At 49.1% G+C, this 13,687-nt stretch carries 12 protein-coding genes; 6 read left to right on the forward strand and 6 right to left on the reverse strand.

Going from position 1 to position 13,687, the window contains the following annotated elements; translation table 11 throughout:
- Positions 1 to 43 precede the first annotated feature (43 nt).
- Positions 44 to 709, forward strand: coding sequence for a ribonuclease HII (gene rnhB / locus NWF04_04805; protein ID MCW4005901.1), 666 nt, complete (start codon positions 44 to 46; stop codon positions 707 to 709).
- Positions 710 to 724: 15 nt separating this feature from the next.
- On the opposite strand, the gene NWF04_04810 is transcribed toward rnhB, so the two are convergent.
- The 3 genes from NWF04_04810 to NWF04_04820 form a co-directional block, all read right to left on the reverse strand.
- Positions 725 to 1,420, reverse strand: coding sequence for a fibrillarin-like rRNA/tRNA 2'-O-methyltransferase (locus NWF04_04810; GenBank protein MCW4005902.1), 696 nt, complete (start codon positions 1,418 to 1,420; stop codon positions 725 to 727).
- Positions 1,404 to 2,726: a C/D box methylation guide ribonucleoprotein complex aNOP56 subunit gene (locus NWF04_04815; protein ID MCW4005903.1), complete on the reverse strand. Its 1,323-nt coding sequence runs from the start codon at positions 2,724 to 2,726 to the stop codon at positions 1,404 to 1,406. Before NWF04_04815 ends, NWF04_04810 begins: the two co-directional genes overlap by 17 nt.
- Before the next feature lie 96 nt (positions 2,727 to 2,822).
- On the reverse strand, positions 2,823 to 3,572 hold the full coding sequence (locus NWF04_04820) for a hypothetical protein (GenBank protein MCW4005904.1): 750 nt from the start codon (positions 3,570 to 3,572) through the stop codon (positions 2,823 to 2,825).
- A gap of 192 nt (positions 3,573 to 3,764) precedes the next feature.
- Between NWF04_04820 and NWF04_04825 the strand changes: the two genes are divergently transcribed.
- Together NWF04_04825 and NWF04_04830 are read left to right on the forward strand one after the other, a co-directional pair.
- On the forward strand, positions 3,765 to 5,090 hold the full coding sequence (locus tag NWF04_04825) for a carboxypeptidase-like regulatory domain-containing protein (GenBank protein MCW4005905.1): 1,326 nt from the start codon (positions 3,765 to 3,767) through the stop codon (positions 5,088 to 5,090).
- A 271-nt stretch (positions 5,091 to 5,361) separates the two neighbouring features.
- Complete coding sequence (locus NWF04_04830) at positions 5,362 to 7,647, forward strand: PQQ-binding-like beta-propeller repeat protein (protein ID MCW4005906.1); 2,286 nt, start codon at positions 5,362 to 5,364, stop codon at positions 7,645 to 7,647.
- A gap of 76 nt (positions 7,648 to 7,723) precedes the next feature.
- Here the strand turns inward: NWF04_04830 and NWF04_04835 are convergent, their stop codons facing one another.
- Positions 7,724 to 8,698: a hypothetical protein gene (locus NWF04_04835; protein ID MCW4005907.1), complete on the reverse strand. Its 975-nt coding sequence runs from the start codon at positions 8,696 to 8,698 to the stop codon at positions 7,724 to 7,726.
- A gap of 287 nt (positions 8,699 to 8,985) precedes the next feature.
- On the opposite strand from NWF04_04835, the gene NWF04_04840 reads away from it, so the two are divergent.
- Complete coding sequence (locus tag NWF04_04840) at positions 8,986 to 9,402, forward strand: DUF3795 domain-containing protein (protein MCW4005908.1); 417 nt, start codon at positions 8,986 to 8,988, stop codon at positions 9,400 to 9,402.
- A 24-nt stretch (positions 9,403 to 9,426) separates the two neighbouring features.
- On the opposite strand, the gene NWF04_04845 is transcribed toward NWF04_04840, so the two are convergent.
- Positions 9,427 to 10,113, reverse strand: coding sequence for a hypothetical protein (locus tag NWF04_04845; GenBank protein MCW4005909.1), 687 nt, complete (start codon positions 10,111 to 10,113; stop codon positions 9,427 to 9,429).
- A 244-nt stretch (positions 10,114 to 10,357) separates the two neighbouring features.
- Here NWF04_04845 and NWF04_04850 point away from each other — a divergent pair, with 244 nt between their 5' ends.
- Both NWF04_04850 and NWF04_04855 read left to right on the forward strand, forming a co-directional pair.
- The gene (locus tag NWF04_04850) at positions 10,358 to 11,077 is read left to right on the forward strand and encodes an NERD domain-containing protein (protein ID MCW4005910.1); all 720 of its coding nucleotides are present in this window, start codon (positions 10,358 to 10,360) and stop codon (positions 11,075 to 11,077) included.
- Positions 11,078 to 11,368: 291 nt separating this feature from the next.
- Positions 11,369 to 12,064 (forward strand): TIGR00266 family protein, encoded by a 696-nt coding sequence (locus NWF04_04855; GenBank protein MCW4005911.1) that lies wholly within the window; start codon positions 11,369 to 11,371, stop codon positions 12,062 to 12,064.
- Positions 12,065 to 12,099: 35 nt separating this feature from the next.
- Here the strand turns inward: NWF04_04855 and NWF04_04860 are convergent, their stop codons facing one another.
- Positions 12,100 to 13,644: an AMP phosphorylase gene (locus NWF04_04860; GenBank protein MCW4005912.1), complete on the reverse strand. Its 1,545-nt coding sequence runs from the start codon at positions 13,642 to 13,644 to the stop codon at positions 12,100 to 12,102.
- Positions 13,645 to 13,687 lie beyond the last annotated feature (43 nt).

Below are 13,687 nucleotides of genomic sequence, written 5' to 3' on the forward strand. Positions count from 1 at the left end.
AGGATACAACATGCTTTAGGCACAGCGTAGGGAGCAATTTGGTTTGTTGGTTGCAGGGATAGATGAAGCAGGCAGGGGCTGTGTTGTGGGTCCTTTGGTTGTTGCGGGTGTTTTGATGGATGAAAATGAGCTGCATTTGCTTTCGGGTTTGGGAGTGAAAGATTCTAAGCTGCTTGCACCCAAAAAACGCGAAGCCATCGCCAAAGAAATCATCAACGTGTGCAAGAAACATTTTGTAGTGAAAGTGCCCCCAGCAGAAATTGACCGCGCCGTGGAAAGCCAAATCAAACTCTACAAGCTAAACAGGCTCGAAGCAAACACCATGGCACAAATCGTAGACCAGCTAAAACCCGACACCACATACGTCGACGCAGCCGACATCATAGCCGAACGTTTCGCCCAGCACATCCAACAAGCCTGCACAATAACAACCACTAGAATCGTCAGCGAACACAAAGCCGACAAAACCTACATCATAGTCTCAGCCGCATCCATAATCGCAAAGGTCGAACGCGACAAAGAAATCGCCGTGCTACGTGAACGGTACGGAGATTTTGGTTCAGGCTACCTAACAGACCCGAAAACCCCGGCGTTTCTTAAAAACTGGCTAAAAAATCATCCAGACTACCCAGAATGCATTAGAAAATCGTGGAAACCCGCAAAAACCCTAAAAGACCAGCAGGGAACCACCCAGACCAAACTGGGATAAACCCCAAGCGGCGGGTTATCTTTGGGCGACTATCATGGCGTGGGCTTTGTCGTAGGGGTCTAACTCGATGACTTGTTCGACTTTGAAGCCGCGTTTTCTGAGAACTTTTGCTTCTTGCTGGTAGACTTCTGCGGGTGGCTTGGTTACGTCGATGCTTTGGGATTTCACGGCAAGCATAACCCAACCCTCGGGCTTAAGCAGGACATCCGCGTTATCAGCCAACACCTTAGCCTGCTCAGGCTGCGCGATGTCACAGTAGATTTCGTCGACTTTGCCAGGTAGGAACATGGCGTATTTTTGGGGCATGCGTGCGTCGGCGAGGAAGGGGGACATGTTGAGGCGGTAGGGTATGACGTTGGTGACTAGGTCGCGTAGGCTTCTTTGGGCGAATTCGACGCAGTAGACGTGCCCGGTTTCGCCGACGATGTCGCTGATGTGGCTTGGCGTGGTTCCAGATGCGGCACCTAAATACAGCACCTGATGATTAGGCTTGATGGGCACGATCTCAAGTTTTTTGAGTATGGCGCCTGCAAGTTTGCTTCTAAAAGCGTCCCATAGGCGGTATTCTACGCCGTCGTAGCGGATTATGCGTTCGCCGTAGACTGTGCGTCCTTTGGCGAGGTTGCGTGTTGCTAAGCGGTGGGCGCCGTCTTCGAGGGTGGCTTGGTAGATTTCCGTGAATTGTGGGTGGGGCTTAACTCTTATTTGCACGCTTGTTCTTTCTCCACTTTCGGTCACGTCCGCCGTCGCCGCCGCGTCTAAAGTTTCTGCGTTTGTCTCCACCGCCACGGAAGCTTTTGCGGTCTTTGAAGTCGCGTCTTTGCTCACGGGGTCGTTGCTCTGCGGGTTTTTGCTCTTGAACTGGAGGCGGCTCAGGATACTTTTGGTGGATTTCTTCGATGCGGCGGTTCAAATCAGCCTTTAGCTTCTTGCCTGCGTACTGTCCACCAAACGCGTCGATACGCGCAGCTATGGAAAGTTTTCCTGCAACTGCGCGGGCGATTTTTCCTCGTTGCCACCGTTTAGCATCATGAATTAGGGTGTGCTGGAAAATCAAGCCGTGCTTTGGAGGTCGCGCACCCGTTTTCAAGGAACGAAACAGCGCTTTCTCTGCACCCAAAACCTGCATGGTACTGGCTGGGCGACGCGCAAGATTTTGCAGTCCACCAGCTATGGAGATTAAACGTGCACCCAACAAAGAACCGACAATGGCTTTGATGTTGGGGGCGATTTCGTCCATGGTGTTATCCAAGTAGGCTTCCATGTTTTCGCGCAGCTTGTACATGTCAAAAACATTTTTGCTCAACGCCTGAATCTGGTTAAGGTCAACTTCGGCGGTGTCGGCGCCCATGGAGGATTCAGCGATGCGGCTAATCTGCTCCACTTTATTTTTGGGCAAATCCTCTTTTTGGAGGGCAACGGCGGTAAAGTTTTCCTTGGAACCCAAGTCCAAGACTAATCTGGCGTAGGTTTCGTGTTTCTCAACTAGCCTGTCGAGTTCGGGGAAGTGGACGCCGTACCATTCGCGTAGGCGACCCATGAACAGGTTTAGGGTGCGGTCGAGGTCGTCTAGGGTTTGGATGGCTTGGGCTACGATGAGGTCGCGTTTTTCGGTTTCGCCTTTGACTTGGAGTTTGGCGAGTTCCATGGTTACGTTGCGTGTCCACAGGGCAAGTTCTTGGGCGTCTTTTACGAACCCCACAGCCACGGCTAAGTTTTGCGAGTTAGCGCGTATCGCCTCTGCCTGTTTGGGCGTGGCTACTTCAGTTTGGATGCCCAGTTGAGTTTTGGTTTGCTCTGCTAGCTGGGCGTTCTCAAAAAACAAGGTGTCATAGCCAAGGGTTTGAAGAGAAGAAACCAAGTTTTCAATGTCGCTTGTGAGTTTTCCCGATTCAAGCTTTGAAATTATTTTCGCGGCAGCTTGCGCACGCTTAGGAAACAGGGCTTTCTCAACAACTTGACCTTGCTCACCAAAAGCCACCAATCCAAAGGGAAACTGCACTATAGATGATTTCATTACGTGATGTCACCGTTACTAAACTGGTATATTGCACGCAATGTCTTAATAAATAGATTTGCATCCCAACCCCCATCTGCAACGCGAAACAAGGAGTTATTGGGTCTGACTTGTGTTTTGGTCTTCGGGCGTTGTTGGTTGTTCTTTGTGAGGGGTGGTGAGGACGGCTTTGACTTTGTTGGTGATTATGGGTCCTAAGCCGTTGACGGTTTTGCTCCAGTCGTCTATGTTTATGAGGGCGTTTTGTGGGGTTTGGTAGGATTTGAGGATGGCGGTGGCTTTTTCTCTGCCGATGTTGGGTAGGCTGGCTATGAAGTAAAGTTGTGATTCAGAGATGGTGTCGAGTTTTTTGCAGGCGTGAACGATGGGGCTGCGTTTTTCTACGATTTGTTCTTGGCGCGCGGCGACGTAGAGGAAGTCAACGGTTTCTTTGTAGCTGTTGGTGTTGACCATGGCGACCCCGTTTTTGGCTAGGTTGAACATGGCGCCCCAGACGGCTACGGGCTGGATTTTGCTGAACTTGTAAATCATGGGCAGGTAGCCTTCGATGAGCAGCAGTGATTTGGGGTAGGCTTCTTTGAGGCGAAAAATCTGCTCGAAAAGGTACCTGCGAGTAAGCGTGTAGACAAAGTCGCTAACGGTTTTGCGTTCCACTGCACATTGGTCACTTAAGATGTAGTCGCCTTTCTCCAACGCCTGAGCCTTAACCACGGCACCTCGCTCCCGCAACCCCTTAACAACCTTCGCCGCGCTAGTAGCTTCACGGCTATCCACAATGATCGTTGGAGCTTCCTCACCATTCTTCTTTGGTTTGACAAAGGGGATTAGGGTTTCAGTGCCAGACATGCATTTTTCACCTGTGCGTGCCAAGTTAAGCTCAAGCTTGAATCTTATTTCATTTTCGTTTCTAACCACCTGTGCAAGGCAAAGCAGCAAAGACATGCAGCTCATAGGGGGTTTAGAAAAAGTTTTTGTCAAGAATTCTCTACAAACAAGTTTTTATCTAAAATCACAAAAATTATGCATCAGGGTGTTAACATGAAAAAAGGGTTAGTAACAGCTTTCTCGATTTTAATAATTTTTGGCGGATTATGCGCTTCCAGTTTAACTGAAATTGCCTCAGCTCAAGAAGAAAGGTTCAAAGTTTCAGGGTACATCGTGGATGAAAACGGCAACGGAATCGCAGGCGCACACATCATTTTTTGTGTGCCGGACATTGTCCCCAGCGTCTACTCAAGCGTTACGGGTTACTATGAAATGTCTGCACCCGCAGGCGTCTACCATATGGACGTTTGGCCACCTTTTGATTCCCATTACATCTACTATGACGAACCAACGCTTGCAGTAAACGCGGACATGACCAAAAACGTCACCCTGCCCACAGGATACAAACTGTCAGGCTACATAACTGACGCCAAAGGAACCCCCGTACGAAACGCCCTTATCTTCCTTGACGGCTACTTTACAGGCTGGTTCTCCAACTACCAAGGCTACTACTTCACAACAGCCCCAGAAGGCACCTACACCCTAACAATCCGACCAAGAGCAGGATACAGCCACATAACCCCCCAAACAGAATACAACTTCACACTAAACAGCGACAGCACAAAAGACATCACCCTCACCTCAATAACAACCCACCCAACACCCACCCCCACAGCAACGCCAACCCCCACACCTGTCCCAACACCTTCCCCAACCCCCACAACTACACCAGCACCCACAACCACGCCAACCCCAACACCTACAAACACCACAGAACCAACACCAACGCCAGATACCACGTCAACTCCTGAGCCAACAACATCTGACGCGCCTATGCCTACACCAACACCCACAGAGACAACAACAGCTACCCCCACACCTACGCCTACGCCTGCGATGTCACCTAGCCCTACTCCTGTCGAGACGGTGGCTCCTTCACCTTCTTCAACGGGGGTCATATCCTTTGGCAATACGGGCGTGTTTTTTGTTGAATCCAACAGCACCGTTTCCGAGTTAGCTTTCAACAGCACCAGCTCTGAACTCAGCTTCACCGTCAGCGGACCATCAGGAACCACAGGCTACGTAGACTTAACCGTCGCTAAAACCCTCATACCAAACCCGCAAAACATCAAAGTCTACCTCGACGGCAAACAACTCTACTACGAAGCAAAATCCACAGACGACGCCTGGATACTCTCCTTCACCTACCAACACAGCACCCACCAAGTCGTTGTAGATGTAGCAGACAGCCAAATCCGTAGCCCAGAACAGACAGTTCCGCTTCTTGACTTACACACCGCCATAGCCCTAACAGCAGTAAACGTCACCGCAATTTGCGCAGCAGTCATCTACCTAAAAAAACAAAAACCCCGTAGCTAACCCCTCTTTTCGGTTACGCCTTAATTTGCCAATTAAGAAACCAAGAACAGGTGGGGTTTACTGTTTGTTTGCAGGGGGTGCACAATTTTTCTTTTGTCAGAGAAATTCAACAGATAGCTTTTTAGCCGAACTATCGAAACGGATAGCGGGTGTGTGGGAAACTATAGAACCAGTCAGAATGAGGTTTTTTGCGGGGGTTCTTTTGTGTATATTGCTCTTTTTGTCTGCCTCAGTATTTGTCCATGCACAAGCATCAGAAGATAGTTGGTCCATGTTTCGCCATGATTCTAGCCATTTGGGCTTTGGAGCAGCTAATAGTTCAGCAAACTCTGCCGAGCTTTTGTGGACGTACACGACCTATCGGATGGTGCAGTCTTCACCTGCGGTCGCTAACGGATTGGTGGTTGTAGGCTGCAGAGATGGCAATGTTTACTGTTTCAACGCCTCCGATGGAGACCCCCTGTGGACTTATAGGGTAAGAGAGGAAGTTTGGTCATCACCTGCCATTTGTGAGGAACGGGTTTATGTGGGCGCTGATGATGGCGGAGTTTATTGTTTTGATTTGTTTTCAGGGGAGGTTTTGTGGAGGGCTTCTGCTGGCGGTAAGGTAAGGTCTTCTCCAGCAATTGCAGACGGGCGTGTGTATGTTGGTTCTGGGGGCGGTGGAGTGTTTTGTTTTGACGCTTTGGATGGAGCTCAAATCTGGAATTACCCGCTTTCCTGCAAGGTGGACTCCTCGCCTGCGGTCTGCAAGGAGGTAGTTTATTTTGCGGCGGACGATTTTCATGTTTACGCGCTTGATGCATCAACGGGGGACAGGCTTTGGCGCAGTCATCTTGGAAGCACCACCTCTTCGCCTAGCGTACACGACGGTTATGTCTACGTGGGTTCAATCGAAGGGTACGTTTACGCCTTAAACGCGACAACAAGCACTGTGCTTTGGAAGTACCAAACAAACGAGTGCGTACAGTCCTCACCTGCCGTAGCATATGGCTGCGTTTACGTAGGCTGCAACGACAACAACCTCTACTGCCTAAACGCCACAGACGGCAAAAAAATCTGGCAAAGCCCCACAGGATACTGGATTCAATCTTCCCCCGCCGTAGCAGACGGCAACGTATACGTCGGCTCTTACGACTACAACATCTACTGCTTCAATGCATCCACAGGCACAGAAAAATGGAGTTATCCCACGGGCAATTTTGTGGAATCTTCCCCTGCCGTTGCTGAGGGGGTTGTTTATATTGGCTCTGATGACAGTTTGGTCTACGCTCTTGCCTTAAGCAATTCACCTATTGACCCTGCATCACCAATAGCCGCAAACGCTATGCCGTGGACAACCGTCGTGTTTGATCTGATTTTTTGCAGTGTAGCTGCGGTGAGCAGTTTTGCGGTGGGGTATTATCTTGTTTGCTCAAACAAGCAGGCTAAACAAGTAGCAGACCAGAAAAAGGGCAACTGGCTTAACCAGAAAATCTCATGGTTTTCAGCGCACCCCAACGCCCTGTATCTTTTGGCGATTCTGGCGTTTTCCACGGTTTTTTTCATCAATTTAGGCAATGAGCCGTTGTGGTTTGATGACGAGCAAACCTATTCTCAGTGGGCATTTCACATGATTAAAGAGGGGGATTATTTGACGCCGTGGGCGTTTGGGGATGTATCTTTTTGGATAAGTAAGCCGCCGCTTGCCATGTGGCTTATGTCGTTTAACTACCAAGTCTTAGGCGTCAACAATTTTGCCCTCCGACTCTGGAGCCCCATATTCTCCACGCTCTCCTTGATTATAATCTTCTATCTAGGACGCAACCTCTACAACGCGAAGGTAGGCTTCCTATCAGCAATTGTTTTGGGGACGTTTGCCATGTTTTTCTCGTTTGCACGCCACGCCATGACCGATGCACCCTTAATCTTTTTCATGTTAGCTAGCCTGTATTTTCTGCTGCTTAGTGAGAAACAAAAAAACCGCGGCTTCTACACGGTTTTAAGCGGCGTATTTTTTGGGTTAGCTTTGATGACTAAACAGTTTGAAGCTCTGCTGCTGCCCATGATTGTGTTTGCATATTTTGTTGCTACAAAGAAAAACCTGCGTTTTCTGGTAACAAAACCGTTTACCCGTTTTTTGGCGGTTGGTTTTCTGGTTTTTGCTCCTTGGGTTTTGTATATGGTTTTCACTTTTGGACCTGAATTTTGGGAGACCCATTTCCTGTACAGCGTTGTTGCAAGAACTATGAACCCTCTCGAAGGGCACAACGGCGGTTACCTCTTCTACGTTAACTACCTTATCAGCCATGAAAACCCATTATGGATAGCGTTGCTGCCTTTTGCTTTGGGACTTTGCGCATACAAAGCAGTTTTCAAAAAGTCAAAAGAAAACACCCTGATTCTCCTCTGGGCAATAACCGTACTTGCAGTATTCACATTTGTCCAAACCAAACTGTACTGGTACATCCTACCCGCCCTACCCGCCTTCGCCCTCGCCATAGCCAACCTCATATACCAACTCGCCCAAAAACTCAAATTCAAATATCAACAACCTCTTAAATCCAAAAACGGCTAAACCAAACTGCCCCTAACCAAAGCCACTTTAGGAAAATAGACAGGCGCAGCACAAAAAGAAAAGAGGAGAAAGGGGGTCATTTGGGTTTTGGGGTTTTTGTTAGCATTAAGGGGAGTCCTATGAAGAAGAAGATTAGGCACCACAGGTAGGGGTTGTGGGGGACGATGAGTTCGAACCATGCGGAGCGGTGGGTGGCGAAGCCTCCGGCGTTGAAGTAGACGAGTATGGCGAAGATGAAGTATGCTCCAAAGGCGGTGCTGGTTGCGGCTACGTGTTTGGGGTTTAGTTTTGTGGCGGGGTTTTGGATGGTGGGGTAAGTGGTTTTGAGGGCGTAGAAAGCGACCACGAGCAGGAAGATGGAGGAGGAGACAAAGCCTGCGGTGTTCATGGAGTCAAGGAGCAAATCAGTGCCCCAAGTCGCAAGCATACCCGTCCACTGCATGGCAGAGTTAAACCAGAAAACCACAAACAAATACGCCACCGCCACAACGCAACCCCACTTAAGCATCTGCCCAAAAGAGTCATGCAAAACCACCCCACGCAGCTTCAACAGGACAGGCGGCAAAACCAAAACCATCGCCAAACAAGCAATGCCCGCTACGAAGAAAACTTCAGGCACAGGCGTTACTTCAAAGTACCAGACTTCGCCGTTGGTGGAGGGGAAAATCAAGCCCAGCCAAACGGTGGGGATTAAGAGCAAAAAGTATCCTGCCTCCAGCAGCAGTGCCCAACCGATTTTTCCCTTGATTTTAGAAAAAACCGCGTTACCGCCTCTCCAGTACGCAAACGCCGCGTAAAGCGCCAAGAAACTAGCTAACCAACGCAGTATGCCCCCAACAGTGCCGCCTAGTTCGCTACCGTAAAAAGTTGCTGCCCACCATGGTGCCCCCAACATCTCCGAGTAGATGCCAAAGTTTGCAATCAAATCGATGCTAAAGAGGGTGCTTTGGTATATTTCGTATTGAGTCCACACGAAAAAGGCGCAGACTCCAATTAGGACTAGAAAACTGGGGGTTTTAATTGAAGGGGTGTAGTCTGAGGGTTTGTTCAAGTAGACACCGTTTTGTTTGTGTGTGGGGGAGTTCTAATTATTCGCTGTGGAACAAAATGTTCCGTCGTGGGAACAGCAGGGTTGGTTGTTTCAGAATTTTGTCGTGGTTGTTGTGGAAAACTGCAGTGGATTTTAGGAAAATCAGGTTTTCGCAAAAATAGCAGTAAGTAAAGCGTCGAACACTGCTGTTTTTAGGCGAAAAAAAAAGAGTAAAACCAAACGCGCAGGCGAACATGAGTCTTTGAAATAAACAGACATTTCAAATACCGCCCTGAGGATGGTTTATTATGTTGCCTAAGCCGTTTACGCCTGAGTTGATTGCCCCTTGTGGCATGAATTGTGGGCTTTGTGTTAGGTATTTGCCTTATGCATGTGGGCTTTCAAAAGAGCAAGCTAAGAGGGGGCAGTGTGTTGGTTGCCGTGCACGGGGCAAAAACTGCGCGTTCATCAAACGCAACTGCAAGAAAGTGGGCACACAGCAAATTCAATTCTGCTATGAATGTGACGAGATGCCCTGCGAGAAGCTAAAGCGGCTGGATAAGGGATACCAGAAACGCTACAGCATGAGCATGATAGCAAACCTCACAACCATACGTGATAAGGGCATGCAAGAGTTTCTAAAAAAGCAGCAAGCCAAGTACCGTTGCCCAAACTGCGGCGGAACCATCTGCATACACAACCAAAAATGCTACAGCTGCAACTAAACAACCCAACCCTGAACGTGCGGGCTAGATGTTTAGTTTAAGCCATGTTTTGAGTTTGGCGCTTGTAAGTGAGGTTAAGCTGGTGACAGATAAAGTGCCGATGAGGATGATGTTTGCAAGGGTTATCCACTGAGGGTTGTAGATTATGTGCAATGTAATGGCGAGGGCAAAGTATGCTGCGATGCAGCCGAGCAGGAACTGTAGGGGATGTAGGAATTTTTTGGCTTTGTAGGCGGCGGTTTTTAGTTTGGTGAGTAGGCGCGCGGAGGTTTTGCAGACATCAGGCAAGTCATCTATGATAAGCGCTAAGCCGCCTAGCAAAAAGAATCGGCCCGCGTTAACCGCAACGTTAGTCGTGTCTATAAGAAAAAGGTTGAAAATGGAAACGGAAGTAAAGAACACGACAAACAAAATGGCTAACCCTGAAACTATGAAGCCGTAAACGTAATGGTGAAACCAAAGCCTGCCAGTGTGAACCTTGCCCAAACACGCCGAAGGAAAAATATTCACCACGGCACCCAAAATAACCAGCCAAAACAGGTTCGCATCCACCAAAAACGGCTCATACGGACGCCAAAACGGATAAGCCCGATAAAACCCAGAGAGAATACCCACTGCACAAGCAATCGTAAGCAACGCATTAAAGATTAACACAACACTAGAAATTTTTCGCCCGTAGACCACAACGGTATGGAGCTTTTGCTTCGCCATTCCAGTAGACGCTCCCAATTTGCGTGTAAACCACGCCGTTTATGTCTGTCGGCACAGCCCTATTATTCTGTTACGGTAAACTACCCAGAAAACAACGAAAGTAGACCCCCTCCCCCTATCGTTTCTGCATACAAATAAAAATAGCATCCAAATAGGTTGGTGTTTGCGGCGGGTTTTTGAACGGGTTTTGGATATCGTAATATATGTTGAAGGTCTAAGGGGTTGTAGTAGAGAGCGTTTTGGTATGCGAAGAGTTAAGACGGCGCGGAGTTATGTTCAGGTTCAGATGCGTAAGAAAGCGTTGAATGCGTTTTTGTGTGTGCTCGTTGTTGTTGCGGTGGTTTTGTCTGTTTTGGCTAAGCTGTTTTTGACGCGTACGTTGGGGGTTTTGGAGCAGGGGCTTTTGCTGTTTTGTGTAGCGCCTCTTTTGGGTTTTTACTATTACTTGGGGGAGTACCGCGTTTACCGGGGCGGTTTGGAAGGGGAGAAGCAGGTAACCAAACGGCTCAACAGCACGTTAAGTGATGATTACTATTTGCTTAACGGGGTTTCCCTTAAAGGCAGCCGTTCAGATATTGACCACATCGTGGTTGGACCCAACGGCGTTTTTGTTATAGAAACTAAGAACTGGAGCGGCAGCATAAGCTGCAAAGGTGACAACTGGCAACGCCAAAACAGCCACATAAACGCAAGCCCAAGCAAACAAACCAAAGCTAACGCCGACAAAATCAAAGACATCCTCAACGCCTCCACATCAATCAGACGCCACGGAGTCTGGGTCGAAGGCATACTCGTCTTCACCAACACCAACGCCAACACAAAACTCAACCTAAAAAACCCAACCACACCCACCCTACAACTACACCAACTCCCAAACCACATAACCAACTACAAAAACCACAACCCCTACACCCAAAAACAACAACAGCAAATCATCAAACAAATCCAAAAACAAACCCAATAACCAGAAAATGGCTCCTCTGCACTTTGGATGCGCTTAAGTATCCAAGTGAAAGAGAATCGGTATATTGTGTGGTACTTGCATGAGGAGTATTGGCGAGGTTAAAGCCAAGTTGTAGTCACTAAGCCTGTTTTGATAAGTCGAGAAAACAGCAAGAAGTGTCGGCAAACACTAAAACTGCTAATAGGAGAGCTCTTACAAGGATAAAGAGTCTTCTCTGCCCGCGGCGTGTGCGGTATCCATAAATTTGTAATTCGCATTATGTGAGATTTGTTCGTTAGGAGTTGATTTGGTTTGAAGTATGAGATTAAGTATAAGCCATCTTATTCTATGCTTGTTGTGAATTTGGATCAGGGTGAAACCATAACGGCGGAGTCGGGTGCCATGACGTATATGTCGCCCACTATTGAAGCGCGTACGCGTAAACGTGAACGTAGCCTGCTTGGGACTTTGGGTCTGAAGCTTATCGGCGGACAGAGCTTTTGGGTCAACGATTACACCTCCACGCAGGGCACGTCTGAAGTAGCGTTCGTAGCAGCGCCCGTGGGTGACATAGCTCGGTTAGACGTCAAACAAGGCAAAGGATACGTCATCCAAAAAGCCGCCTACATAGCCAGCACCCAAAACGTAGATTTAGACGTCAAATGGGAAGGCTTCACCAAAGGACTCTTCGGGCAAGGACTGTTCATGCTGCGCGTTTCAGGAAACGGAGACCTCTTCATCAACACGTTTGGAGCCATCGACACCCACATCTTGAAAGCAGGCGAAACCCTCATCGTCGACAACTTCCACCTCGTAGGCTTTAGCGACACCTGCAGCTACAAAGTCACCAAATTCGGCGGCTTCAAAGAAACCATCCTAGGCGGCGAAGGCTTCGTCACACAAATAACCGGACCAGGCGAAATCTACATCCAAACCAAGAACCTACGCGAATTCGTAGACTGGATCTGGACCCTACTCGAACCCCGCGTACAATCCCGCTCCCGCTAAACCACCAAACAGATTTCTTCTTTTCTTTTTTTGTTTTAACGTTCTAGGTTGAATTGTCGGTCAGGCATTTCTTTTGGTGGGTATTCGCCTAGGAGCATGCGTTCTTCGCCTTTGTGGCTAAGCACTACGGGCTGGAGTTTTTGCGCCACTTCTAGAGCGGTTTCAAGTTTGCTGCTTTGCTCGGCGTAGACTTCAAAGAGCACATCGCCCTTGTTTACGGCGTCCCCGATTTTAGCTTTAAGCAGCAGCCCTGCACCTTTTGCTTTGGGAGTCCCTGCCGCCCGCGCTACCTGCACGATACCATCAGTTTTTATCCAAAGCACCCTGCCTGTTTCCTGCGCATACACAGGGGCATGTCTGGCTCCTACGGGGAGGTCTTCGGGTTTGATTTTAGGGTCGCCGCCTTGGGCTTCGATGATTTCACGCAGTTTGGCTTCGGCTTTGCCTGAGGATATGAGGTCTTCGGCTTGGGCGCGTCCGTTTTTGACGCCGACCATTTCAAAAAGCATGCCTGCAAGGCTCACGGCTTTTTCGCGCACATCCCATGGACCTTCACCCATCAAAGTCTGCAAGGCTTCACGTGCCTCCAACGCGGGACCAATTCCAGAACCCAACGGTTGCTCACCAAACGTCACGGCGCAGCGCACCTGCAAACCCAAATGGTTACCCAAATGCACAAAATCTGAAGCCAACGTATACGCCTCCGAAGGCGTCTTGATTTTCGCGCCCATCCCCGTGGGTATATCAATAGCTACATGCGTGGCACCCATAGCAGTTTTTTTGCTCATGATCGAGGGTAACAGTAAAGGGTCAATGCCCAAGGGGTACTCAACTTGGATGAACAAATCATCAGCTGGAGCTAGTTCGAGGGCGCCGCCCCAAACAAGGCAGCCGTTGGTTTTTTTGACGACGCTTCGGATTTCGTCGATGCCTAGGTGTACGGGGCATAGTGTTTCGACACGGTCGGCGGTTCCTGCGGGGGAGGTTACGGCGCGGGAGCTGGTTTTGGGTATGGTGTAGCCTGCGGCGGCGATTATGGGGACTACGAGGATGGAGGTTTTGTCTCCGGGGATGCCTCCGATGCTGTGTTTGTCGAGGATGGGGGCTTTTCCAAAGCTTAAGCGTTCGCCTGTGTCTATCATGGCACGGGAAAGCGCTTGGGTTTCGCTCATGTTCAACCCGTAAATCTTAAGAGCAGTTAGAAACGCCGAGATTTCAATGTCACTAAGGTGGCGCTCCACGACGTCTTGTACGATGGTTGTGAGGTCATGTTCTTGCAGGCGTTGACCACGCAGTTTAGCCCGCACATGCACTAGCGATTCAGGAATAGGCGCCAACTCTACATCCAACGTTTCGCCGTCCTTCACGCCTAGGGCTTGGGGGATTTCGGCGTAAAGCCATATACGGTCAGCAGGGTACCCCGCAGCTACGTTGGCTATGGCGATTATTTCTTTGTCACAGTATCGTAGGCGTATGCGGTCTGAAGAGTGCACGCCTAGCGTATTGGCGGTTTCCTGATCGATGATGGCGATTCGTTTGCCGCCTGCGGTGATGTATAAAAGTCCAGCAATAAGCTCCATGCAATCACTCTCCCTCTAAATGGTTGTGGGGATAGTTAAAGAT

The sequence above is a fragment of the Candidatus Bathyarchaeota archaeon genome (assembly GCA_026014465.1).
Taxonomy (GTDB): Archaea; Thermoproteota; Bathyarchaeia; order Bathyarchaeales; family Bathycorpusculaceae; genus JADGNF01.